At 63.3% G+C, this 21,729-nt stretch carries 22 protein-coding genes; 16 read left to right on the top strand and 6 right to left on the bottom strand.

The genetic code is table 11. From position 1 onward, the window contains the following. Positions 1-19: 19 nt before the first annotated feature. Both flgL and AC097N_RS15210 read left to right on the top strand, forming a co-directional pair. Positions 20-1,252 (top strand): flagellar hook-associated protein FlgL, encoded by a 1,233-nt coding sequence (gene flgL, locus AC097N_RS15205; protein ID WP_479582383.1) that lies wholly within the window; start codon positions 20-22, stop codon positions 1,250-1,252. Positions 1,253-1,256: 4 nt separating this feature from the next. Further along, positions 1,257-2,510 carry an HDOD domain-containing protein gene (locus AC097N_RS15210; RefSeq protein WP_479582386.1) on the top strand — a complete coding sequence of 418 codons (1,254 nt, stop codon included), beginning with the start codon at positions 1,257-1,259 and terminating at the stop codon, positions 2,508-2,510. Positions 2,511-2,538: 28 nt separating this feature from the next. On the opposite strand, the gene AC097N_RS15215 is transcribed toward AC097N_RS15210, so the two are convergent. Then, positions 2,539-3,984, bottom strand: coding sequence for an aminotransferase-like domain-containing protein (locus tag AC097N_RS15215; protein ID WP_479582387.1), 1,446 nt, complete (start codon positions 3,982-3,984; stop codon positions 2,539-2,541). 133 nt (positions 3,985-4,117) lie between these two features. Here AC097N_RS15215 and AC097N_RS15220 point away from each other — a divergent pair, with 133 nt between their 5' ends. From AC097N_RS15220 to AC097N_RS15240, 5 genes are all read left to right on the top strand, one after another. Beyond that, positions 4,118-4,729, top strand: a complete 612-nt coding sequence (locus AC097N_RS15220; protein WP_479582390.1) for a LysE family translocator — start codon at positions 4,118-4,120, stop codon at positions 4,727-4,729. Further along, complete coding sequence (locus AC097N_RS15225) at positions 4,726-5,628, top strand: DMT family transporter (protein WP_479582393.1); 903 nt, start codon at positions 4,726-4,728, stop codon at positions 5,626-5,628. The genes AC097N_RS15220 and AC097N_RS15225 overlap by 4 nt, the downstream gene beginning before the upstream one ends. Positions 5,629-5,665: 37 nt before the next feature. Continuing rightward, entirely contained in the window at positions 5,666-6,880 is a 1,215-nt protein-coding gene (locus AC097N_RS15230) for an aminotransferase-like domain-containing protein (RefSeq protein ID WP_479582395.1), read from the top strand. A 17-nt stretch (positions 6,881-6,897) separates the two neighbouring features. Beyond that, positions 6,898-7,830 (top strand): PhzF family phenazine biosynthesis protein, encoded by a 933-nt coding sequence (locus AC097N_RS15235; protein ID WP_479582397.1) that lies wholly within the window; start codon positions 6,898-6,900, stop codon positions 7,828-7,830. 78 nt (positions 7,831-7,908) lie between these two features. Then, positions 7,909-8,577, top strand: a complete 669-nt coding sequence (locus AC097N_RS15240) for a histidine phosphatase family protein (protein ID WP_479582399.1) — start codon at positions 7,909-7,911, stop codon at positions 8,575-8,577. A 109-nt stretch (positions 8,578-8,686) separates the two neighbouring features. On the opposite strand, the gene AC097N_RS15245 is transcribed toward AC097N_RS15240, so the two are convergent. The 5 genes from AC097N_RS15245 to AC097N_RS15265 all read right to left on the bottom strand — a co-directional run bounded on the left by AC097N_RS15245 (position 8,687) and on the right by AC097N_RS15265 (position 13,277). Further along, on the bottom strand, positions 8,687-9,073 hold the full coding sequence (locus AC097N_RS15245; protein ID WP_479582401.1) for a cupin domain-containing protein: 387 nt from the start codon (positions 9,071-9,073) through the stop codon (positions 8,687-8,689). Between the two features lie 109 nt (positions 9,074-9,182). After that, entirely contained in the window at positions 9,183-9,725 is a 543-nt protein-coding gene (locus AC097N_RS15250; RefSeq protein ID WP_479582403.1) for a phasin family protein, read from the bottom strand. 167 nt (positions 9,726-9,892) lie between these two features. Continuing rightward, complete coding sequence (locus AC097N_RS15255) at positions 9,893-10,789, bottom strand: DMT family transporter (protein WP_479582405.1); 897 nt, start codon at positions 10,787-10,789, stop codon at positions 9,893-9,895. 21 nt (positions 10,790-10,810) lie between these two features. After that, positions 10,811-11,662, bottom strand: coding sequence for a creatininase family protein (locus AC097N_RS15260; protein WP_479582407.1), 852 nt, complete (start codon positions 11,660-11,662; stop codon positions 10,811-10,813). A 4-nt stretch (positions 11,663-11,666) separates the two neighbouring features. After that, on the bottom strand, positions 11,667-13,277 hold the full coding sequence (locus AC097N_RS15265; RefSeq protein WP_479582409.1) for a B12-binding domain-containing radical SAM protein: 1,611 nt from the start codon (positions 13,275-13,277) through the stop codon (positions 11,667-11,669). Here AC097N_RS15265 and AC097N_RS15270 point away from each other — a divergent pair. The 9 genes from AC097N_RS15270 (at position 13,276) to priA (ending at position 21,711) form a co-directional block, all read left to right on the top strand. Next, positions 13,276-13,539 (top strand): hypothetical protein, encoded by a 264-nt coding sequence (locus AC097N_RS15270; RefSeq protein WP_479582411.1) that lies wholly within the window; start codon positions 13,276-13,278, stop codon positions 13,537-13,539. The two genes, AC097N_RS15265 and AC097N_RS15270, sit on opposite strands and share 2 nt — an antisense overlap. Next, positions 13,536-13,958, top strand: a complete 423-nt coding sequence (locus tag AC097N_RS15275; protein ID WP_479582413.1) for a type II toxin-antitoxin system RelE/ParE family toxin — start codon at positions 13,536-13,538, stop codon at positions 13,956-13,958. Before AC097N_RS15270 ends, AC097N_RS15275 begins: the two co-directional genes overlap by 4 nt. Continuing rightward, on the top strand, positions 13,955-14,377 hold the full coding sequence (locus AC097N_RS15280) for a helix-turn-helix domain-containing protein (RefSeq protein WP_479582415.1): 423 nt from the start codon (positions 13,955-13,957) through the stop codon (positions 14,375-14,377). Before AC097N_RS15275 ends, AC097N_RS15280 begins: the two co-directional genes overlap by 4 nt. Continuing rightward, positions 14,352-14,849, top strand: coding sequence for a hypothetical protein (locus tag AC097N_RS15285; protein WP_479582417.1), 498 nt, complete (start codon positions 14,352-14,354; stop codon positions 14,847-14,849). The genes AC097N_RS15280 and AC097N_RS15285 overlap by 26 nt, the downstream gene beginning before the upstream one ends. Positions 14,850-15,065: 216 nt before the next feature. Further along, entirely contained in the window at positions 15,066-15,401 is a 336-nt protein-coding gene (locus AC097N_RS15290) for a DUF167 domain-containing protein (protein ID WP_479582419.1), read from the top strand. A 68-nt stretch (positions 15,402-15,469) separates the two neighbouring features. Further along, positions 15,470-17,656: a protein-disulfide reductase DsbD family protein gene (locus AC097N_RS15295; protein ID WP_479582421.1), complete on the top strand. Its 2,187-nt coding sequence runs from the start codon at positions 15,470-15,472 to the stop codon at positions 17,654-17,656. Between the two features lie 10 nt (positions 17,657-17,666). Beyond that, positions 17,667-18,086 (top strand): CoA-binding protein, encoded by a 420-nt coding sequence (locus AC097N_RS15300; RefSeq protein ID WP_479582423.1) that lies wholly within the window; start codon positions 17,667-17,669, stop codon positions 18,084-18,086. Between the two features lie 31 nt (positions 18,087-18,117). Beyond that, positions 18,118-19,227, top strand: a complete 1,110-nt coding sequence (gene hemE, locus AC097N_RS15305) for a uroporphyrinogen decarboxylase (RefSeq protein WP_479582425.1) — start codon at positions 18,118-18,120, stop codon at positions 19,225-19,227. Between the two features lie 345 nt (positions 19,228-19,572). Further along, a complete protein-coding gene (gene priA, locus AC097N_RS15310; protein ID WP_479582427.1) occupies positions 19,573-21,711 on the top strand; it encodes a replication restart helicase PriA in 2,139 nt (712 codons plus the stop codon). The last annotated feature ends 18 nt before the right edge of the window (positions 21,712-21,729 follow it).

A 21,729-nucleotide genomic window follows, 5' to 3' on the forward strand; every position in this document is an offset into this window, starting at 1 on the left:
CCCCACAGGAGCACGCACCATGACCACATCGCCCTCCCGGCTCGGTTCCGCCAATGCCTACGACAACGCGGTCCGCAACCTCTCGACCCGGCAGTCCAACCTCTCCAAACTGCAGGAAAACCTGACCTCCGGCAAAAAAGTGGTGCACGCCAGCGACGACCCGACCGGTGCGGCCCAGGCCGAGCGCGCACTCACCCGCATCAGCCGCATTGCCACCGACCAACGTGCGCTGGAGTCCCAACGCAACTCGATGGCTATGGCCGAAAGTACGCTGGGCGATGTGTCCGACGCCCTGCAAAGTTTTCGGGAACTGGTGGTGAGCGCGGGCAATGGAACCCATACCGCGGCCGACCGCAAGACGATTGCGCTGCAGCTCACCGGCCTGCGCGACCAGATCTTTGGCTTGTCCAACCGGAACGACACCAACGGCCAGCCCCTGTTCAGCGCCCTGGGCAGCGCCCTGGCACCGTTTGTGGGCCCGCAAACAACGGCACCCGACTACACCTTCCAGGGCCTGCCAGGCCAGTCCGCCACCAGTGAAGTGTCCATTCCATTCACCTTGGACGGCGACAGTGCCTTCATGCTTCAGTCGGCGCGCGACGGGGTGTACAACGTGAGCATGGGCAGTGCAGCGAGCACGCTGAAAAGCGGCACGGTGTCCCTCAGCCCCCCCACACCAGCCACGGGTGCGTCCTACGCGATCAGCTTCACGGCGGTCACTGCGGCCGCAGGCAACACCACGGCGAACTACAACATCGTGGACAGCGCCACGGGGGCCGCGGTGTCGTCTGGGACGCGAACCTACACCACCGGCCAGAGCTTCACCGTGACTGAAATGCCCGGCCTGTCCCTAACGATCACCGGCACGCCGACGCTGACCGACACGGTCAAAGTGGATGCCAGCCCCAGCCTGTTCAGCGTGCTGGACGACGCCATCAATGACATCGGCGGCGCCACCACCAACGCCTCCGCCTCGCAAGCAGTCAGCCAGGCGCTGGGCAACATCGACACCGGCATGGCTCGCGTCTCCGCCGTGCGCGGCCAGGCCGGTGACCTGCTCAACCGCGCCGACCGCATCACCGCCAACCAGGACAAGCGTTCCATCCAGATGGAAGCCGACCGCTCACGCGCCGAGGACCTGGACATGGTCAAGGGCATCTCGGATTTCCAGAACCAGCAAACCGGTTACCAGGCGGCGCTGCAGTCGTACGCACAGGTGCAGAAGCTGTCACTCTTCAACTACATCGGCTGACACCATGACTTCATCCGTTCTTGGCAGTGTGTCGCTGGGCTACCAGCTGCTGTGGAACCAGTTGCGCCAGCTCTGCGGCGTGCAACTGTTTGTCGGCACCGACGAGGTCGCACCGGTCGATGCCCGCCATCTGCTGGGCGCGATTGGCGAGCTGTGGTCAGAGCAGGCACCGACACTGCTGGTGTCACCCCAGTCGCCGGGCCTGTTGGCCGATCTGCTGACCCACGCCCCGCAGGGCAGTCCCGGGATCGAAGTGCACGAAAACTCCCTGGGCGACCAGGCCATGGTGCGCCGTGTGGTGGACGCCAACCAGCGCGGCATGAAACTCGTCTGGCGCGGTGAACCGGGCACCCGGCCCAGTGCGTCACTGGCCCCGTATTTCGAGCGCAACATGGTCAGCCTGACGGCGGAAGAAGCACTGGCGGGCCTGCGCATCTCCCTGCGCAAACACAACGGGGCCGACGCAGGTGCCGCTCCCCAGCTGAACAGCCCCGTGCGGGCCGGTCACATGTACGAAGCCGTGGCCAGCCGCGTGCTCGCCGAACACTGCCTGGACGAACAGGCCGCCTGGGCCGTGGCGGGTTGGCCGATGGAGGACGTGTTGCACGGCTACCGGCAACAACGCATCCAGCCCGGGCACCGCACCATCGTCCACCTGATCGAGGCCATTGATGCCGACGACTCCGTGGAGCACATTGAACACGTGCTGTCCGAAGAGCCTGTTTTGGCCTACCGTTTCATGCGCTACGCCAACTCGGCCGCCTTGGGACTGCGCGCCGAGATCGACTCCCTGCGCCACGGGTTGATGGTGCTGGGCCTCTCCAAGCTGCGGACCTGGCTGCTGGAGCAGTTGCCCCATGCCACCAGCGACCTGAACCTGGAGCCGGTGCGCGCCGCCATGGTGGTGCGTGCCCGTTTGATGGAGCACCTGCTGGACGCCGGGGATGGCGACGACCTGCGCCGTGACGTCTACCTGTGCGGCCTGCTCTCGCAGATTGACCTGATGCTGGGCGAACCCCTGACGGCGGCGCTGACCCGCATTCCCTTCGCACCGCGCATCACCTCCGCCATCCTGTCGCAGTCTGGCCCCTACCTGCCCTACCTGGAGGTAGCCACGGCGCTGGAGTCGGCCAACACAGCGGCGACCCGTGCCGTGTGCGAGACGCATGCGCTGAGCGCTGAGGAGGTCAACCGGGCCTTGTTGCGCACCCTGCGGGACGCCAAGCCCCACCCGGCCAAAGGCTTGCTGCTGGTGTGACAGCGGCACCCACCAAGGCCACGCGCGTTCACAACTCAGCGCGTATCTTTGAATAAACCTGCCAGAACTTGGCCTCCTGCGTCGTCGCAAAATTGATGCGCATCAGCGTGCTCGGCTGGCGGCTGGCGTGAAACAGGGCGCCGGGTGCCAGCAGGTAACCCACATCGAGCATGCGCTGGGCCAAGGCGTCGGTGTCCACGCCCGTGTCCACCCAACCAAACAGGCCGGCAGGCGGCGCCGCAAAGGTGCAGCCGTGAGCCAGCGCGAGTTTGACGCTGCGTGCCCGCGCCAGATCCAGCCGAGTCCGAATGCGCTCGGCGTGGCGGCGCAACTGCCCTTGCTCAATACACCAGGCCAGCGCCTGCTCCAGCAAGGCCGGGGTGGTCAGCGTGGCGAGCAGTTTGGTATCGAGCAGCCGTTCAAACAACGCAGGCGGCGCCGCCATGAAACCCACCCGCCAGCCCGGCGCCAGAATTTTGGCAAAACCACTCACATAAATCGTGCGCTGCAAGCCATCCAGCGCACACAGGCGCGTGGCGTGCTCGGGGGCGATGTGGCTGTAGGTGTCGTCCTCAACAATGTGAAAGTTGTGGGCATTGGCCAGTTGCAGCACGCGATGCGCACTGCCCGGCGTGAGGCAGAAACCCGTGGGGTTGTGAAACACGCTCACGCTCACAAACAACTTGGGCTTGTGCAGTTCGCAGTAACGCGCCATCACCGCCAGATCCGGCCCGTCAGCCCGCCGGGGCACCGGCAGAATGCGCATGCCCAGCGCGTCCAGCCGCGCAAACTCAATCGCCCAGCCTGGCTCCTCCACCATCACATAGTCACCGGCGCGCAGCAAGGTGCGGCTGACGATGTCCAGCGCATGGGTGGCGCCCACGGTGGTGATGATCTGCTGCGGCGTGGCATGCACGTTCAGGCCCATCAATTTTTGTGACAAGGCGCGGCGCAACCCCATGTCCCCCGCGGGCTCGCCGTACTGGAGCGACAGCGCCTGCAACTGTTTGGGGCTGGTCACCCGACGCACAGCCGAGGTCAGGAACGTGGTCTCCAGCCAGTCCGACGGAAACACGCCCATGCCCGGCTGGGGCGTGTCGCTGCTGCGGTGGAACATGCCCCGGATCAGCGCCGTGGCGTTGACCGGCACATGCTGCGCCTCGAACCGGCTGGTGGGCGCGGGCTCAGCGCCGCCTGATGCTATTGAATTAATAGCTGCTTGCGCACGTCCCTCCTGGGCTAGAGCCCTGTTTCTTATAAAAAACCCTTTGTTCTTGTGCGCCTCCACCAGTCCTTGCGCCAGCAACTGGTCATAGGCCGCCACCACGGTGCTGGGGCTCACGCCCTGCTGCAGGGCGCATTGCCGCACCGACGGCAAACGAGTGCCCGGCGCCAGCAAACGGCTGTTGATGCGCTCAGCAAAGCGGCTGGCCAACTGGTCGGTTAAAGATTGGGATGCGGTCTTGATCAACATGGGTTGCGCTTTCTCGCGCGTCTGTGCTGCCAACAGGGGCCATACAGATGAACGGATTGTCTTGAAAACTGTATTGGTAGTGTGTTGGTTTCAACTATAAAGTCAAACCCATGCAACACGCCAAAAAATTGCCATGACCAGCGCCGAATTTTCTGCCCTGCTGGTGCTCATGACCGCGGCCAGCTTCACGCCGGGGCCCAACACCACCCTGTCGACCGCGCTGGGGGCCAACCTGGGCCTGCGGCGGTCCCTGCGCTTTGTGGTCTCCGTGCCGGTGGGCTGGAGCTTGCTCTTCACCCTGTGTGCCGGTGGCGTGGGCGGCCTGGTGGCAGCCTGGCCTGCCCTGCGTCTCGCCATTCAGGCCGTGGGCATTGGCTACCTGCTGTGGCTGGCCTTCAAGCTGGCGCGCTCCACGTCGCTCAGCCAGGCCGACGCATCACAACTCCAGGTCACCTTCTGGCAAGGCGTGATGCTGCAGTTCGTCAACATCAAGGGCTGGATGTTTACGCTCGCCGTGGTGGCGGGCTGGCTGGCCGGGCGCGCCGATGCGGCCGAGCGCTTTGCGATCATCCTGCCGGTGATGCTGGCCTTTGGCTTGCTCAGCAACCTCACCTACGCCGCCATGGGCTCACTGTTGCGCGACTGGCTCAACGGCCCTGACAACACCGCCCTGCGCCTGCGCTGGTTCAACCGCCTGATGGCTGGCGTGCTGGTGGTGACCGCGGCCTGGATGAGCACGTTTTGAAGCTCACCCACGACATCCGCAAAGGGCTGTGGCTGGGCGTTTTGGGCGTCGCCATTTTTGCGCTCACGCTGCCCATGACCCGCCTCGCCGTGGGCACGCCCGAGGCGCCCCAAATGTCGGGCATCTTCATTGCCTCGGGGCGCGCGGTGATTGCCGCCCTGCTCTCGGCCGTCTACCTGCTCGCCACCCGGGCGCCCTGGCCGAACCGGGCCGACTGGGGCCCACTGTGTGTCGTGGCACTGGGCGTGGTGTTTGGTTTTCCGCTGTGCACGTCGATCGCCATGCGCCATGTCGAGGCCGTGCATGCCAGCGTGATTGTAGGCGTGCTGCCCCTGGCCACTGCCGTGGTGGGCGCCCTGCTGCACCGGCAGCGCCCGTCCAACGGCTTCTGGTTGTGCGCCGGCCTGGGCACTGCGCTGGTGGTGGCGTTTGCGGTGTTGCGCTCGGGGCAGGGCGGCTTGCGCCTGGCCGCGGCCGACATGCTGCTGTTGCTGGCCATGGCCTGCGCTGCCGTGGGTTACGGCGTGGGTGCGCAACTGTCGCAACGCATGCGGCCGGACTACGTCATCTGCTGGGCGCTGGTCTTGTCTTTTCCACTAAATGTGCCGCTAGCCCTGATGGAGTGGCCGCAAGCAGCTATTAAAACAGTAGCATGGATTGCCTTTGCCTACGTGGCGGTGTTCTCCATGTGGCTGGGCTTTTTTGCCTGGTACCGCGGCCTGGCGCTGGGCGGCACGGTGCGGGTCAGCCAGATACAACTGATCCAGCCTTTTCTGTCCATGCTCTTTGCCGTGCCTTTGCTGGGAGAATCGCTGGATGCGGTGACGCTGGGCTTTGGCCTGGCCGTGATCGCCGTGGTCTTTATTGGCCGGAAAATGCCGGTCAGCGCGGCGGCTTGATACCTCAGTCGCTTTATAAAAATTCAGGAACCACCTCATGGACACCTCCACCCCTGCAAACTCCCCCTGGCAACTGGCCGCACGCGCCGCCAAAATGAACCCGTCCGTGATCCGCGAGATCCTCAAGGTCACGGAAAAGCCCGGCGTCATCAGCTTTGCCGGTGGCCTGCCCTCCCCCAAAACCTTCCCCGTGGCCGAGTTTGAAGCCGCCTGCGCCAAGGTCTTGCGCGACGACCCGCAAGGCGCGCTGCAATACGCCGCCAGCGAAGGCTACGGCCCGCTGCGCGAACAGGTCGCGGCCATGCTGCCGTGGAACGTGGACCCGGCCCAGGTGCTGATCACCACCGGCTCGCAGCAGGGGCTGGACCTGGTGGCCAAGATCCTGATCGACGCGGGCAGCAAGATTCTGGTCGAGTCGCCCACGTACCTGGGCGCCGTGATGGCCTTCATGCCGATGGAGCCCGAGGTCGTGAGCGTGGGCAACGACGACAACGGCGTGGACATGGCCGACCTGCGGGCCAAGGCGGCCGGCGCGCGTTTTCTCTACGCCCTGCCCAACTTCCAGAACCCCACCGGCCGCACCATGACCGAGGCCGGACGCGCGGCGCTCAGCAGCACCGCCGCCGAACTCGGCCTGCCCATCATGGAAGACAACCCCTACGGCGACCTGTGGTTTGACACCGCCCCGCCACCACCGCTTGCCGCCCGCAACCCGGACGGCTGCATCTACCTGGGCTCGTTCTCCAAGGTGCTGGCGCCGGGCCTGCGCCTGGGCTTCATCGTGGCGCCCAAGGCGGTGTACCCCAAGTTGCTGCAAGCCAAGCAGGCGGCCGACCTGCACAGCCCCGGCTTCAACCAGCGCCTGATTTCCGAGGTCATGAAAGACGGCTTTCTGGACCGCCACGTGCCCACCATCCGCGCCCTCTACAAGTCGCAGCGCGACGCCATGCTCGACGCCCTGGCCCGCGAAATGCCGATGGGTGACGCCGACTCGACCCTCACGTGGAACACCCCGGCCGGCGGCATGTTCCTGTGGGCCCGTCTGCCCAAGGGCATGAGCGCGGTGGACCTGCTGCCCTATGCCGTGGAGCAAAACGTGGCCTTTGTGCCCGGCGCGCCGTTTTACGCCGACCACGGCGATACGCGTACCCTGCGCCTGTCGTTTGTGACCCCGAGCGTGGAAGAAATCCACCGCGGCGTGGCCGGACTGGCCACCGCCATCAGCACCTACGCCGCCACCCTGCCCGCCTGAACACCCGAGCGAACGCCATGAAAACCCGCCCCTTCAAACAGGTAGACGTCTTCACCGCCACGCCTTACCTCGGCAACCCGGTGGCCGTGGTGCTGGACGGCGCCGACCTGTCCACGCAGGCGATGCAGCATTTCGCGCACTGGACCAACCTGTCGGAGACCACCTTCCTGCTCTCCCCCAGTGCTGCGGGTGCGGCGGCCGGGGCCGACTACCGGGTGCGCATCTTCACGCCCGCCAGCGAGCTGCCGTTTGCCGGCCACCCCACGCTGGGCAGTTGCCATGCGTGGCTGCAAGCCGGTGGAGCGCCAAAGGCAGGCGATGAGATCGTGCAGGAATGCGAGAAGGGGCTGATCCGGATCCGCCGCGAAGGCCAGCGTCTGGCCTTTGCCGCGCCGTTGCTCAAGCGCAGCGAACCCAGCCCCGACTTGCTGGCGCAGGTGGCCAGCGCGCTGGGACTTCGGGTGGATCAGATCATCGCGGCGCAGTTGCTGGACAACGGCCCGGTGTGGCTGGGCCTGCTGCTGGACAGCGCGGCAACCGTGCTGCAATTGACGCCCGACTTCGCGGCTCTCAAGGGCTTGGTGCCCGGCGTGGGTGTAGCCGCCGTGGAACGTGCGCAAGCAGCTAGTAATTTGATAGCAAGATCGAACCGGGAAGCGCGGGCGTTTGGCGCCCGCTCCGCCGTCACCGAAGACACCGCGGAGCCCGAACTCGAAGTGCGCTGCTTCGCCCCCGACATCGGCGTGGGCGAAGACCCGGTCACCGGCAGTTTCAACGCCAGCCTAGCGCAGTGGCTGATCGCCAACGGCCACGCGCCCCGCACCTACATCGCCTCCCAGGGCAACTGCCTGGGCCGCGCCGGGATGGTGCATGTGGCGCAAGACGACGCGGGTCAGGTCTGGGTCGGTGGTGACTCAGTCACCTGCATTGACGGCACCGTCAGCCTCTAAGTATTTTTGCTATCAAATAAATAGCTTCGGTCGCACGTGTGACAAGGGCCAGAGCCCCATTTGATATAAATTACAGCCATGGGAACCCTCTATCTTGTGCGCCACGGCCAGGCCTCGTTTGGTGCCGATGACTACGACCGCCTGAGCCCGCTGGGCCACCAGCAAAGCGTACGGCTGGGCGAGTACTTTCGCAGCAAAGGTTTGACGTTTGGCAGCGTGCTCACCGGCACCCTGCTGCGCCACCAGCAAACCTATGCCGGTATTTGCGAAGGCATGGGCAGCACAGAGGCCGCCTTGCCGTGGCCGGGCCTGAATGAATACGACAGCGCGGCCGTCATTGCCGCCATCCACCCCCACCCGCTTGAGAAACCCGACACCCCCGAGCTGTACCGCCACCACTTTCGGCTGCTGCGCGACGGCCTGACGCAATGGATGAACGGCGTGATCAGCCCCAAGGGCATGCCCACCTACCGCGAGTTCCAGCATGGCGTGACCAGCGCGCTGGACCACATTCGCCACCACAGCGAGGGCCCTGTGCTGGTCGTCTCCAGCGGCGGCCCGATCGCCACGGCCGTGGGCCACGTGCTGGGCACCACGCCGGAGACCACCATCGAGCTCAACCTGCGCATCCGCAACAGCGCCGTGACCGAGTTTGCCTTCACGCCCAAGCGCCACATGCTGCAAACCTTCAACACCCTGCCGCACCTCGACCACGCGGACCACGCCAGCTGGATCACCTCCGCATGATCCCTCCCGCATGGCGACAATGACCTGACTACGGAGGTGCCCCATGTTCCCCACAGAAATTTTGATGGCCTACCTGGCCGCCTCAGTCCGGTGAACCGCAGACCGGGCGTCAGCCTTGAACGGTCGCCACCTCTTCCGTTTTGAAGTCGGCAGGCATCACGATCTCCAGCATTTCCACATCGTCGCTGTGGCCAACTTCCCGGTGACGGATTTCAGGCGGTTGGTAGACGCAGGACCCGGCCTCGAGCCTGACAGTGCCCTGGCCCTCGTATTCAAATTCGATCCATCCTTTGAGAACATAGACAAGCTGAAAGGTGGTTTTGTGCAGGTGGGGCTGACTGGAGAAATCGGTGCCCGCCGCACGAATCACATGCGCGTCGATTTGCCCGGCGGTCGCCCGCTTGATTCCCAAATCCCGGTATTCAAAGAACGACCGAAGCCCCCGTTGGAAAACGGCGTCCTCCGCATGGGTCACTGTAAATCCGGTCGTTGTCATGACGGTTCTCCTTTGCCAGCAGCCAGCATAGCGCAGCAGACGAAAAAAAGGCACCCAAGGGTGCCTTTTTTGCTTCCACGCCGTGAGGCGTTGAAGAACCGCGAAGGTATTAAACCTTGGTGACAGCAGTAGCAGCTGCAACAGCCTTGTTGGCCACGGCAGTGAAGTTGGTCTCAACGGCTTCAGCAGCCTTTTTGGCGGATGCTTGGGCAGTTTCCATGGCGTTTTGGCTGGCGGTCAACGCGCTTTTGAACATGGCAACAACAGACTCCGAGCCAGCAGGTGCGTTCTTGGTAGCAGTTTCCACCAGGTCAGCGAAAGCCTTTTGTGACTCGACCACTTTGGCTTCGACAGCCTTGGTGAACTCGGTGCTGGCTTCTGTCGCGATCGTGTACACGTGACGGCCGTAAGCGGCAGTCTTTTCAGCCAAAGGCTGGACCAGGGCGGATTGCAGACCCATCAGTTGTTGTGCGTCTTTGGCACCCAACACCGCTTGTGTGTGGCTGAAAGACTCACCCACGAGGGCTTTGGTCGCAGCCATGTTGAGCTCAACGAGCTTCTCGAAACCGGCGTAAGCCTGAGTCGTCAGGCCTTTGAGGGTTTCCAGGTTGGCTGCGTTGGAGGCGGTGAATTGGTCGGCGTTGAAGTTCATATAAATCCCTTGAGTAAATTGAGAGCTACGTCGCAACAACCCTTTCAGGCCATTCATGTTGCAGTGCAGCATGAGACGAATTATAGGGATAACCCACAGACATGCAAGCAATATGTTGCAGCGCAGCAATCTTTAGGGGTGCAGACCTAGCTTGGCACCAGAGACGGCTAGCGCAACAAAATCAGGGCCGTCCCCAGCACCGTCAGCGCAGCCCCCAACCAGGCACCCGGCGCTGGTGCGCGGCCCAGATGCCACCACAGCAAAGGCAGTACCAGCACGGGCGAGACCGACGACAAAATAGCCACCATGCCCACGTCGCCTTTTTTGAGGGCCAGCAAAATAAGCGTCATCCCGACACCCATGGCGATAAAGCCATTGAGCGCGGTTTGCGCCAGCACCCGCAGCGTGGGCGCCTGATGGGCCCGCGCTGCGCCAAAACCCAGCCCCAACAACACAAAATGCGCACTGCACGCCACCGACACGCGCACGGCAGAAGCAGCAATGGGGTCTAAATCCACACTCATGGCGGGTTTGACAATCAGCGATCCCACCGCTTGGCACAAGGCGGCCAACAACCCCAGCGCAACCCCTGAACCCACGTGGCCACGGTCGGCCTCCCAGTCGTGGCGGTCTTCCTTGCGGCGGCCCAACACAATGGCCGTCATCACGCCCGCCACGGTCAGCGCGCCGCCCCACGTGGCTTGCGGGCTCATGCGCTCACCCAGCAGCATAAACCCCAGCAAGGCACTGAACACGGCGTGGGTGGCAAACAGCACGCCCGCACGACGCGGCCCCAAGCGGTTCATGGCGGCGAACAGTGCCGTGTCACCCACAAAAATGCCAACCAACCCGCTGAGCGCCATGACGCCCCACACATCACCGGCAATGGTGCGCCACCCGCCCGTGGCCAGCGAGATGGACCACAACATGACCGCCACCATGAGCATGCGCCAGCGGGTGAAGGCAAAAGCCCCCAGATGACGGGCGGGCGACACCGACAGCACACTACCTATTGCCCAACAGGCCGCAGCACCCAGCGCGAGCCAGTCATAAGAAAACAACATGGGATGAATGAAAGCCCGCTCTTAGCGGGCGCCAGCGTCAGGCTGGGGCACGAGGGTGCTGAGCGGCAACTGATCCAGCTCGGTCAGCAGTTGGGCCAAGCCTCGGCCAGCAGCGTCCACCACGGCGCGGCCTTTGGTGGCCGTGGCGGCTGCCGCGTTGCCCACGGCGCCTGCGGGGTTGTAGTCCTGCATTTGCCAGCCCAGCTTGGCGCTTTTGCCGTTGCCCAGGATCTCAAACTGCTCGGCCCGGTCCTGCGAACTGGAGCGGAAGTCTCGGGCTTTCGCCATGTCCACATGCACGGAGTCCAGCGCCAGCATCATGGAGGTTTCCACGTCGCCCGCATGGATACCAAAGCGGTGTTCGCTGGCGCCAAACAGGGCGTTGACATCCTGCCCATCGGCTGTGCGCAGCGGCAGGTTGAACCAGCTCACGCTGTAAACCAGCAGGTCGAGGCGCGCACGCAGGTCACGCGCCACCATGTCCATCACGCTCACCTGCCCGCCGTGCGAATTGAAAAGCACGAGTTTTTTGATGCCTGCCGCTGCCACCGACTCGCCAATGTCGGTCCACAGGCGCAACACCGTCTCGGCCTTGAGCGTGAGCGTGCCGGGAAAGCGCGCGTGCTCGGGGCTGAAACCCACGGCTTGCGTCGGCAGAAAAAGCACCTTCAGGTCCGGCGCCAGATGCGGCAGCGCTGCGGCCAGCACGCCCTCCACCAGCACGGTGTCCACGCTCACCGGCAGGTGCGGTCCATGCTGCTCAATGGCGGCCACGGGCAGCACGGCGATGGTGTTGGCGGCATCACCGCTGGTGATCAATTGGGCGAAATCCTGGGTGGTCAGGTCGGCCCAGAATCTGGAAGGGGTGGTCATGGGTCTATCTTAGGGCCTGATCCAGATGCCGCTCCTGGCGCTGCGCCAGCGTCTTGGCAGCAGGCGCCTGAGGTGCTGCTTGGCGTGGCAACAGGCCTTTGAGCGAGCGCGGGCTGGCGCGGGCGCCGCTGGCCACATAGTCGGCCAGCAGGGCTTGCTGAACGCCGGGGGCAGGCAAGCCGACCTCGGTACCCAGGTAGTCAAACAGCGCGTCCACCAGGGCTTCAGGCGACAGGCCGCTGGTTTTTCCTGTGGTGCGCCACAGCCAATCGGCAAACCCGAGGAAGGCATAAAAGGGGGATGTCTGGCCGTCCGCGTCACCCCGCCCACCCCCCAGCAGCACCGCCAGCGTCTGCTTGAAACGGCCCGAGTTGGCGACCATGTCCCAGTAGCGCGCAAAGCGGGTGAAGCGCTCCATCGTGGCCGCGTCCACCGAGCCGGTTTGCCGCACGGTGTAAGGCGGACCGGCGTCGTAGACCATGCCGTACTCGGCGGTGTGGCGCGCAATGGGCGTGCCGCGCAGGCGCTTCAAGATGCCCAACTGAATCTCGTGCGGGCCCAGGGCGTGCAGGCGGTCAAAGCCGGTGGCAAAACTTTCCAGCGTTTCACCGGGCAGGCCGAAGATAAGGTCGGTGTGCAGGTGGGCGTTGGACTCTTGCACCAGCCAGCGCAGGTTGGCGGTGGTTTTGTCGTTATCCTGGCGGCGCGAAATGCGCTGTTGCACATCTACGTTGAAGCTCTGGATGCCCACCTCAAACTGCAGCACGCCGGGCGGAAACTTCGCAATCATGTCCTTCAGCCGGTCGGGCAGCTGGTCGGGGATGACCTCGAAGTGCACGAACAGATCGGGGGTGAGCCGGTCCAGAAAAAACTGAAGGATGCGGATGGATGCGTCTATCTTCAAGTTGAAGGTCCGGTCCACAAACTTGAAGTTGCGCGCGCCACGCTGGTACAGGCCATCCATCTCGGCCAGAAAAGCCTCCAGGTCAAAGGCCCAGGCGGTTTTGTCGAGCGAGCTCAGGCAAAACTCGCATTTGAACGGGCAGCCGCGCGAGGCCTCGACATACAGCAGGCGGTGCGCCAGGTCAGCGTCGGAGTACTCGGCATAGGGCAGCGCAATCTGTTCCAGCGGGGGCTGCTCCCCGGCGATGACCTTCATCAGCGGCTTCGGCCCCTGCAGCAAAGCACGGCACAACCTGGGAAAACTCACGTCGCCCCAACCGGTAATCACATGGTCGGCCAAGCGCACGATGTCCTGCTCGTCCACCTCGTGGCTGACCTCGGGGCCGCCCAGCACCAGTTTGATGTCAGGGCGGGCCGCTTTGAGCAGGCGCACCACCTCGCAGGTTTGGGTCACGTTCCAGATGTACACACCAAAGCCAATGACCTGCACCGCGCCCGGTTGCGGCGCGCCCAGCGTGGCCAGCAACTCGTCCACCACCTCCTGCGGCTGGCGGGCGATGGTGAACTCGCGCAAAGCGGTGAGCGCCCGCAACTCACCCATGTTGGCCAGCAGGTAACGCAGGCCGAGCGAGGCGTGGATGTATTTGGCGTTCAGGGTGGTCAGGACGACCGAGGGCGAAGCAGGTGAAGTGGGTGCTAGCGGTAAAACCATGACAGCATTATCAAACCATGAACAAAAAACAGCTCCGGATGCTCGAAACCGAGCTCTGGCGGGCCACCGACTGCCTGCGCGTCAACGCTGGATAAAGCCAGCAACGACTTTCGACAAGCTGTGCGTGGACCCGCTGGGCCTCAGTTTGCTATCTGAGACGCCCTTTAGCTGGATAAAAAAACAGTGGTTTAATGACCCCAAGCTTGGGAATCTCAATCTGAAGCTTTTTACCCAATCATTAACCTATGGGTTAACATCTTGAAAATCCTGTCGATACAACGAGCCAAGTTTCATGTAGGGGCCGCAGTCCAAGAAAAGGGCGACGGCTCACTGGTCTGTTCCCTGATCGAAGATTTCACAGAAATCGAGGCTGCTTATGCAGCATCACGAAACCGTATATTGGAATATTTCAAGCAAGTCGCTGCAGGTGGTCCACAAGCGCTGAACTTTGCGCAATGCCACCCGGTTGATACGAACAACAAGATTTACGAGTTCATTTCAGGCAAGTTGCGAGTGCTGTTTTTTCAAGGCACAGCAGGCCGCATGGTCATCTGCTCGCATATGTTCTTGAAGAAAACGCAGAAGACACCACGGCAAGAAGTGAACAAAGCCATCAGGGCGAAAAATGAATACGAGCAGGCTGAAAAAGCGGGTCTCGTTGAATGGAGAGAAGAGATATGAGCAAAAAAAGTTTTGCCGCGTTGTACGCCAAGCTGGAGTCCACGCCCGCCTATCAGGCAGAGAAACTGGCCGTGGCATTTTTAGCTGAACTCAATGCATTCATGCAGGCACATGGTGTGTCGAATGCCGAACTTGCCCGGCGCGCGGGCGTTTCGCCGGCTTACATCACCAAGGTGTTCCGCGGACCATCCAATCTGTCAATCGAAACACTGACCAAGCTGGCTGAAGCCGTTGGCTGCAAAGTGCATCTGCATCTTGCGAACCAGGGCGCTGACGTGCGTTGGTTCGATGTTTTCCGACAGCAGCGCACGTTTCAGCATGACATGGCGTCAAGAGCCCCTGATTTCATGCGCGTCATGAGTCAACTCAAACCAATCACCCAGAAAGAAAACGATGAGAAGTTCACCCTTGCGGCTTAAAGAGCTGTTTTTCCCGCAAGTTTCCATCAAGGCGATGGTGCCCGCGACGCCTGAAGCGATTGAGCGTGAACTGGACTTGGACGACCTTGAGATCAGTTTTGGATTTGACTTTGATGCGACCGGAAAAATCGCCAATGCAGGACTCAAAGTTGCCACAAAAGACCCTTCGTCCGAAGCAGCACAACAAGCCAATCTGTACCAGGTGCAGATTGAGGCCTACGCCAACTTTGAAGTCATCAGCCCTGAGCACACCGACGCGATGGCGGTGTACCTGCGCCAATTCGCTGCGGCTTCCGCCTTGATTGGCGCCGCTCGCGAACAAATCGCACTGATGACTGCTCGCGGCCCTTGGGGTGTGGTGATGCTTCCCATGATCAGCATGGACAGAGTGGTTGGACCACCTCCAAAGAAAGACATCCTGAGCGCCCCCCCAATCAAGAAGGTTGCCAAGACAAAAAAAGCAGCTGCATGAAATGGATGCATGCATGCACGGTTGGCAAAGATGTTGGCAACTCCATGAGTAAAAGTTGATTATTTCTCGTTGAAATCAGCAACTTGCATGCACCTACAACTTGGCAAAGCAGATGGCATCAAAGCGCGTCTTATCATCAACGGCTATGCCCAACTTCATCTCTGAAGACCCAATCGAACAAGCGCTGCTGCAGCGCCATGCCGCGCAAGGGCGGAAATGAGCCGCGGCCCCATCCGAAACGCCACCGGTGACTCATTCTTTGTGTGGGAGGGCGATGTGCTGGTGGTCAACATTCTGGGCAAGCCCAGTTCCAGCAAAGACGCCATTGGCAAACCCAAGGGCACGCAGCTCAAGATCAGCGTCACAGCGGCGCCCGTGGCGGGCAAAGCGACCGACCACATGGTGCGCTTCCTGGCGCCTTTGTTTGGCGTGGCGGTGGCGGACATTGAGGTGGTGTTTGGCCGCGAGAACGTGAACAAACAACTGCGCATCAAGGCGCCCAAGAAATTGCCGGCCGTGTTTGCGCAAGGTTCGCTGCTGACCGACGACTGAGTGCCAACCCCTGCCCAATCACAGCCTCCCCCGGAACTTTGCGCCCCCCGCTCCACTCCCACACTGCAATGACATTCTCCATACGCTCCTGCCGCGCACTACTTGCACGCCCCCCCCTCCTTCTTGCTACGCTTTTAATAGCTGCTTGCGCACTGTCCACGGCGGCTACAGCCCAAAATAGCATCAAGTCTGTCGTCACCACCGACCAGGTGCGTGCCGAGTTGATGGCCCACGCCCCCGAGGGCGCCGACCCCGGCAAGCCGGTCTGGCTCGGCCTGCAAATCACCCACAAGCCCGAATGGCACACCTACTGGAAAAACTCCGGCGACTCCGGCCTGCCGACCAAGCTGGAGTGGACGCTGCCGGTGGGCGTGATGGCGGACGACATTGCCTGGCCGCTGCCCAAGAAGATTCCGATTGGCAACCTGGCCAATTACGGCTACGAGGGCACGGTGCTGCTGCCGGTGCAACTCACCATCACGCCCGACTTCAAACCCTCGCTGCTCAACGCGGACCTGGAGGTCAAGCTCAAAGCCAGCTGGCTGGTGTGCCGCAAGGAGTGCATTCCGGAAGAAGGTGAATTTGCCTTGCGCCTGCCGGTGCGCGGCTCCACCGCCCTGAACAGTGCCGACTTTGCCGCCGCCCAAAAGGCGCAACCGGCGCCTTTGAACGGCAACAGCCAGGTCGAGATCAGCGGCAAGGTGCTCAAGGTCTCGGTCACCGGACTGCCCGCCGCCGTGCAGGGCAAGACGCTGGCGCTGTACCCGGAAACACCCGAAGTCATCGAAACCGCCGCGGCCATCACGCAGGCCTGGCAAGGCACCACATGGACGGCCAACGTGCCCCTGTCAGACCAGCGCAGCCAGAGCCCCACGGTGATGCCGCTGGTGCTGGCTGCCGATATCAACGGCCAGCACCAGGGTTTTCTGGCCCAGGCCAAAGTGCTGGGCACCTGGCCCGAGGTGGCGGCACCCCAAGGCGTGTCGCCTGAACTGGCGGCCGCGCTGCAGGCCAATGCCAGCGTCGGTGCCGCCCCCACCGGATCTTCAGCGCCCTTGGGTTTGATGGCCGCATTGCTGGGGGCGCTGCTCGGCGGCATGATCTTGAACCTGATGCCCTGCGTGTTTCCCGTGCTGGCCATCAAGGTGATGAGCTTCACGAAACACGCGGACGACCGCCGCGGCCACCAGGTGAGCGGCCTGGCCTACAGCGCGGGCGTGGTCTTATCCTTTTTGGCGCTGGGCGCATTGATGCTCGGTCTGCGCAGCGCGGGTGAACAACTGGGCTGGGGCTTTCAGCTGCAGTCACCCGCCGTGGTGGCCACCCTGGCGGTGTTGTTCACGGTGATGGGGCTGAACCTGGCGGGCCTGTTTGAGTTTGGCCAGTTTGTACCCAACCGCGTGGCCACGCTGGAGGCCCAAAACCCGGCGGTCAACGCCTTCCTGTCGGGCGTGCTGGCGGTGGCCATTGCCTCGCCCTGCACGGCGCCGTTCATGGGCGCGTCGCTGGGGCTGGCGCTGGGCTTGCCCGCGCTGCAGGCCTTGCTGATTTTTGGCGCCATTGGCGTGGGCATGGCCCTGCCCTACCTGGCGGCCAGCTGGATGCCCGCCGTGGCCCGGCTGCTACCGCGCCCCGGTGCGTGGATGGACACCTTCCGCCGTGCCATGGCCTTCCCCATGTTTGCCACCGTGGTGTGGCTGGTGTGGGTGCTGGGCCAGCAAAGCGGCATTGACGGCGCGGGTGCGCTGCTGGCGCTGCTGGTTGGGCTGGCGCTGGTGATCTGGTCGCTCACGCTGCGCGGACGCAGCCGGGTGGCAATTGCTACGCTTTCGATAGCTACCCTCGCCCTGTTGACGGGGGCTATCGGCCAAAATGTCTTGAAACCGGTCGAAAGCACGAGCATCATCAAGGCCGGAGACCGCTGGCAGGCCTGGGCGCCCGGCCGGGTCGAGCAGGTGCTGGCCAGCGGCGCGCCGGTGTTTGTGGACTTCACCGCCGCCTGGTGCGTAACCTGCCAGTACAACAAGAAAACCACCTTGGTCAACCCCGCCGTGCTGGGCGATCTGGATGCCAAGAAGGTCACCCTGCTGCGCGCCGACTGGACCCGGCGCGACCCGGCCATCACTGCCGCCCTGAGCCAGTTGGGCCGCAACGGCGTGCCGGTGTATGTCATCTACAAGGCCGGGCGTGCGCCGGTTGTTTTGTCTGAAATTTTGTCGGTGGACGAACTGCGTTCGGCGCTGGCCACCCTGTGAGGTACCTGCCATGCTTGATACTGACAACATCCGCCACATCCTCGCCACCTGCCGCACCGTGGCCGTGGTGGGCCTCTCGCCCAAGCCGCACCGCGCCAGCTTTGACGTGACGCGCTACATGCAGGCGCACGGCTGGCGCATCATTCCGGTCAACCCGGTGGCGGCGGCAAGTAACCTCACGATCCTGGGTGAAAAGGTCTATGCCACGCTGCTGGACGCCGCACAGCACGAAAAAATTGACCTGGTGAACGTGTTTCGCAACAGCGAGGATGTGCCGCCGGTGGCCGCCGATGCGATTGCCATCGGTGCAAAGGCCCTGTGGCTGCAGATGGGCATCGTCAACGACGCAGCGGCCGCCGCTGCGCAGGCCGCGGGCCTGACCGTGGTGCAGAACAAATGCCTGATGGTGGAACACCGCAACGCACCCTAAGGGCTGAATCGCTTGCGGCGACAATTGGGGCATGAACACCTCCGCCCCCAACAGCGCATTTGCCCCGCTGCAAAACGACACCTTCATCCGCGCCTGCCTGCGCCAGGAAACCGCCCACACCCCCGTCTGGTTGATGCGCCAGGCCGGGCGCTACCTGCCCGAATACCGCGCCACGCGCGCCCAGGCCGGCAGCTTCATGGGACTGGCCACCAACACCGACTACGCCACCGAAGTGACGCTGCAACCGCTGGAGCGCTACCCGCTGGACGCCGCCATTTTGTTCAGCGACATCCTGACCATCCCCGACGCCATGGGCCTGGGCCTGACTTTCGCTCTAGGCGAAGGCCCCAAGTTTGCCCACAACGTGCGCGATGAGGCCGCCGTGGCCCGGCTTGCCGTGCCCGACATGGACAAGCTGCGTTACGTATTTGACGCCGTCACCTCCATCCGCAAGGCGCTCAATGGCCGGGTGCCGCTGATCGGTTTTTCGGGCAGCCCCTGGACGCTGGCCTGCTACATGGTCGAAGGCGGCGGGTCGGACGACTACCGCGCCGTCAAAACCATGATGTACAGCCGCCCCGACCTGATGCACAAGATGCTGCAGATCAACGCCGACGCGGTGGCGCTCTACCTCAACACCCAGATCGAGGCCGGGGCGCAAGCCGCGATGATTTTCGACAGCTGGGGCGGTGTATTGGCCGACGGCGCGTTCCAGGAATTCAGCATGGCCTACACAGAGCGCGTGCTGGCGCAACTGAAAAAAGAACACAACGGGGTGCGCATTCCGAGCATCGTGTTCACCAAGGGCGGCGGCATGTGGCTGAAAGAAATGCGCGAGCTCGACTGCGACGTACTCGGCCTGGACTGGACAGTCAACCTCGCCAAGGCGCGTGCCATGGTGGGCGAGAGCAAGGCGCTGCAGGGCAACATCGACCCCAACGTCTTGTTTGCCAACCCCGCACAAATCGAGGCGGAGGTGGTCAAGGTGCTCACCAGCTTTGGCACGCCACACACCGGCCCGGACAAGGGACCGACCCATATTTTCAACCTCGGCCACGGCATCAGCCAGTACACGCCGCCTGAGAATGTGGCGGTGCTGGTCAAGGCGGTGCATGAGCATTCGCGCAAGATGCGGGCCTGAATAAAAGAACCCATACCACCTTTTTCAGGGATTTCGAGTTGGTGACGACTGACTTATGCACAAAATTCTTGTTGCGGTGCGACATCTGTCATCCACCAGGCAGGTCTTTGCTACGAAACCAATAGCGCCTGTAAGTCATTGATTCATAACGAATTTAAATTTTGCTTTTTTTCCGGGCAATTTAGCGAAAGCCTTGATTTACAAGGCTCCCGCGGCCTCCAAAGCAACATATCAACAAAGTTATCCACAGAAATCTTGGATGTCTCTTAAATCGCTTATGAATCAAAGACTTAAGGATGTTTTCGCAAGTTCACATCAACTAAGCACCCCAACTCAGGTTTTGGCATGACGCATTGGCTCCCGGTTTTGGTGCATACGCCGGTCCACAGCCAAGTGGCGGGACCCTTGACCTATGCAAGTGAGTCGGCACTCTCGCCCGGCAGCCTGGTGCGTGTGCCACTGGGCAAACGCGACATGCTGGGCGTGGTGTGGGACGCTGGCAGCGGGCCAGATACCAGCACCCTGAACCCCGACAAACTGCGCCCGATTGCCGGCACGCTGGACGGCATTGCGCCGCTCTCGCCAGCCTGGCGACAACTGGTGACGTTTGCAGCGCACTATTACCAGCGCTCGCTCGGCGAGGTCGCCCTGGCCGCCCTGCCCCCGCAACTGCGCGACCTCAACACCCTGCAACTGGCACGCCGTCTCAAGCGCCATGCCAAAGACCTGGTGCCCGACCCGTCCAGCCCCTCACACGCTATCACTTCAGTAGCGCTAACCGAAGAGCAGACGGCGGCTATCGCCCGATTTGATGCTGAAGACGGGCCTTTTCTGCTGTTTGGTGCCACCGGCAGCGGCAAGACCGAGGTGTATTTGCACAGCGTTCAGAAGCTGCTGGCGACAGACCCCGACGCCCAGGCCATGGTGATGGTGCCCGAGATCAACCTCACCCCCCAGCTGGAGGCCCGTTTCATGGCACGCTTTGGCCCGCTGTATGGCGAACACGCAGTGGTGTCGATGCACAGCGGCATGACGCCCGCCCAGCGCCTGAAAAGCTGGCTGGCCGCGCACAGCGGGCTGGCCCGCATCGTTCTGGGCACGCGCATGGCCGTGTTTGCCTCCCTGCCCAAGGTGAAGCTGATCATCGTGGACGAGGAGCACGACCCCAGCTACAAACAACAGGAAGGCGCCCGCTACTCGGCACGCGACCTGGCCATCTACCGCGGCCGACTCGAAGGCGCCAAAGTGCTGCTGGGGTCGGCCACGCCGTCGCTGGAAAGCTGGCACCACAGCCGCCCCGCCGCAGAAGGCGGGCGCTATGTGCGCCTGGAGATGCCCAGTCGCGTGGGCGCCAACGCCGCGCTCCCGCTGGTGCGCCGGGTGGACATGAACCACCAGCCCAAGAAATGCGTGTTTTCGCCGCCCCTGCTCACCGCCATTGAAGAACGCGTGGGCCGCGGCGAGCAGTGCATGGTGTTTTTGAACCGGCGCGGCTACGCCCCGGTGCTGCACTGCGCCGACTGCGACTGGAAAAGCGAGTGCCCGCACTGCAGCGCCTTTCGCGTGTTCCACAAGATTGACCGCACGCTGCGCTGCCACCACTGCGGTTTTACCGAACGGGTGCCGCGCGCCTGCCCGGCCTGCGGCAACCCCGACATCGCCCCGCTGGGCCGCGGCACCGAGCGGCTGGAAGAACATCTTGCTGATTTGCTCAAGCACGTGCGCCGCCCCAACTCGGTCACCGAGGCATGCCCCGAAGGCGAGCCCGTGCGCATTGCCCGCATTGATGCCGACACCACCAAGCTCAAGGGCGAGCTGGAGTCCCAGCTCGCCCGCGTCCACTCCGGCGAAGTCGATGTGCTGGTGGGCACGCAGATGATTGCCAAGGGCCACGACTTTCGCCGCATCACGCTGGTGGCAGCGGTGAGCCCCGACAACGCGCTGTTCTCCAGCGACTTTCGGGCCCCCGAGCGGCTGTTCAGCCTGTTGATGCAGGCCGCTGGACGCGCCGGGCGCGATGCCGACATCAGCGGCCAGAGCGAGATGTGGATTCAGACCTTTCACCCGGCGCACCCGCTGTTTGACGCCCTGAAACGCCACGACTACCCGGCCTTTGCCACCGAGCAGCTGCGCGAACGCGAGCAGGCCGCCATGCCGCCGTTCAGTTTTCAGGCCCTGGTGCGGGCTGAGGCGCGCACGCAGGAAGTGGCCCAGGCGTTTTTGACCGCTGCCAGCGCCGCCGCAGCCGCCATGCCGGACGCCGAACAGCTGCTGCCCCACCTCGCCCTGTTCCCCGCCGTGCCGATGAGCATGCAGCGCGTGGCCAACGTGGAGCGCGCCCAGATGCTGATCGAAAGCCCCTCACGCGCCGCCTTGCAGCGCTTTCTGGCCGCGTGGCAAGCGGTGCTGCACACCACGCGCGCGCAGCCCGAGCACCGCGGCCTGATCCGCTGGGCCGTGGACGTGGACCCGCTGGCGATCTGAACCAGGCCATAATTTATA

This window comes from Rhodoferax sp. LS1R11, assembly GCF_056521395.1.

Bases quoted from the DNA above. Each gene is read 5' to 3' on its own strand.
- flgL (WP_479582383.1), top strand. From the start codon at position 20: ATGACCACATCGCCCTCCCGGCTCGGTTCCGCCAATGCCTACGACAAC.
- AC097N_RS15210 (WP_479582386.1), top strand. From the start codon at position 1,257: ATGACTTCATCCGTTCTTGGCAGTGTGTCGCTGGGCTACCAGCTGCTG.
- AC097N_RS15215 (WP_479582387.1), bottom strand. From the start codon at position 3,984: ATGTTGATCAAGACCGCATCCCAATCTTTAACCGACCAGTTGGCCAGC.
- AC097N_RS15220 (WP_479582390.1), top strand. From the start codon at position 4,118: ATGACCAGCGCCGAATTTTCTGCCCTGCTGGTGCTCATGACCGCGGCC.
- AC097N_RS15230 (WP_479582395.1), top strand. From the start codon at position 5,666: ATGGACACCTCCACCCCTGCAAACTCCCCCTGGCAACTGGCCGCACGC.
- AC097N_RS15235 (WP_479582397.1), top strand. From the start codon at position 6,898: ATGAAAACCCGCCCCTTCAAACAGGTAGACGTCTTCACCGCCACGCCT.
- AC097N_RS15240 (WP_479582399.1), top strand. From the start codon at position 7,909: ATGGGAACCCTCTATCTTGTGCGCCACGGCCAGGCCTCGTTTGGTGCC.
- AC097N_RS15245 (WP_479582401.1), bottom strand. From the start codon at position 9,073: ATGACAACGACCGGATTTACAGTGACCCATGCGGAGGACGCCGTTTTC.
- AC097N_RS15250 (WP_479582403.1), bottom strand. From the start codon at position 9,725: ATGAACTTCAACGCCGACCAATTCACCGCCTCCAACGCAGCCAACCTG.
- AC097N_RS15255 (WP_479582405.1), bottom strand. From the start codon at position 10,789: ATGTTGTTTTCTTATGACTGGCTCGCGCTGGGTGCTGCGGCCTGTTGG.
- AC097N_RS15260 (WP_479582407.1), bottom strand. From the start codon at position 11,662: ATGACCACCCCTTCCAGATTCTGGGCCGACCTGACCACCCAGGATTTC.
- AC097N_RS15270 (WP_479582411.1), top strand. From the start codon at position 13,276: ATGACAGCATTATCAAACCATGAACAAAAAACAGCTCCGGATGCTCGA.
- AC097N_RS15265 (WP_479582409.1), bottom strand. From the start codon at position 13,277: ATGGTTTTACCGCTAGCACCCACTTCACCTGCTTCGCCCTCGGTCGTC.
- AC097N_RS15280 (WP_479582415.1), top strand. From the start codon at position 13,955: ATGAGCAAAAAAAGTTTTGCCGCGTTGTACGCCAAGCTGGAGTCCACG.
- AC097N_RS15285 (WP_479582417.1), top strand. From the start codon at position 14,352: ATGAGAAGTTCACCCTTGCGGCTTAAAGAGCTGTTTTTCCCGCAAGTT.
- AC097N_RS15290 (WP_479582419.1), top strand. From the start codon at position 15,066: ATGAGCCGCGGCCCCATCCGAAACGCCACCGGTGACTCATTCTTTGTG.
- AC097N_RS15295 (WP_479582421.1), top strand. From the start codon at position 15,470: ATGACATTCTCCATACGCTCCTGCCGCGCACTACTTGCACGCCCCCCC.
- AC097N_RS15300 (WP_479582423.1), top strand. From the start codon at position 17,667: ATGCTTGATACTGACAACATCCGCCACATCCTCGCCACCTGCCGCACC.
- hemE (WP_479582425.1), top strand. From the start codon at position 18,118: ATGAACACCTCCGCCCCCAACAGCGCATTTGCCCCGCTGCAAAACGAC.
- priA (WP_479582427.1), top strand. From the start codon at position 19,573: ATGACGCATTGGCTCCCGGTTTTGGTGCATACGCCGGTCCACAGCCAA.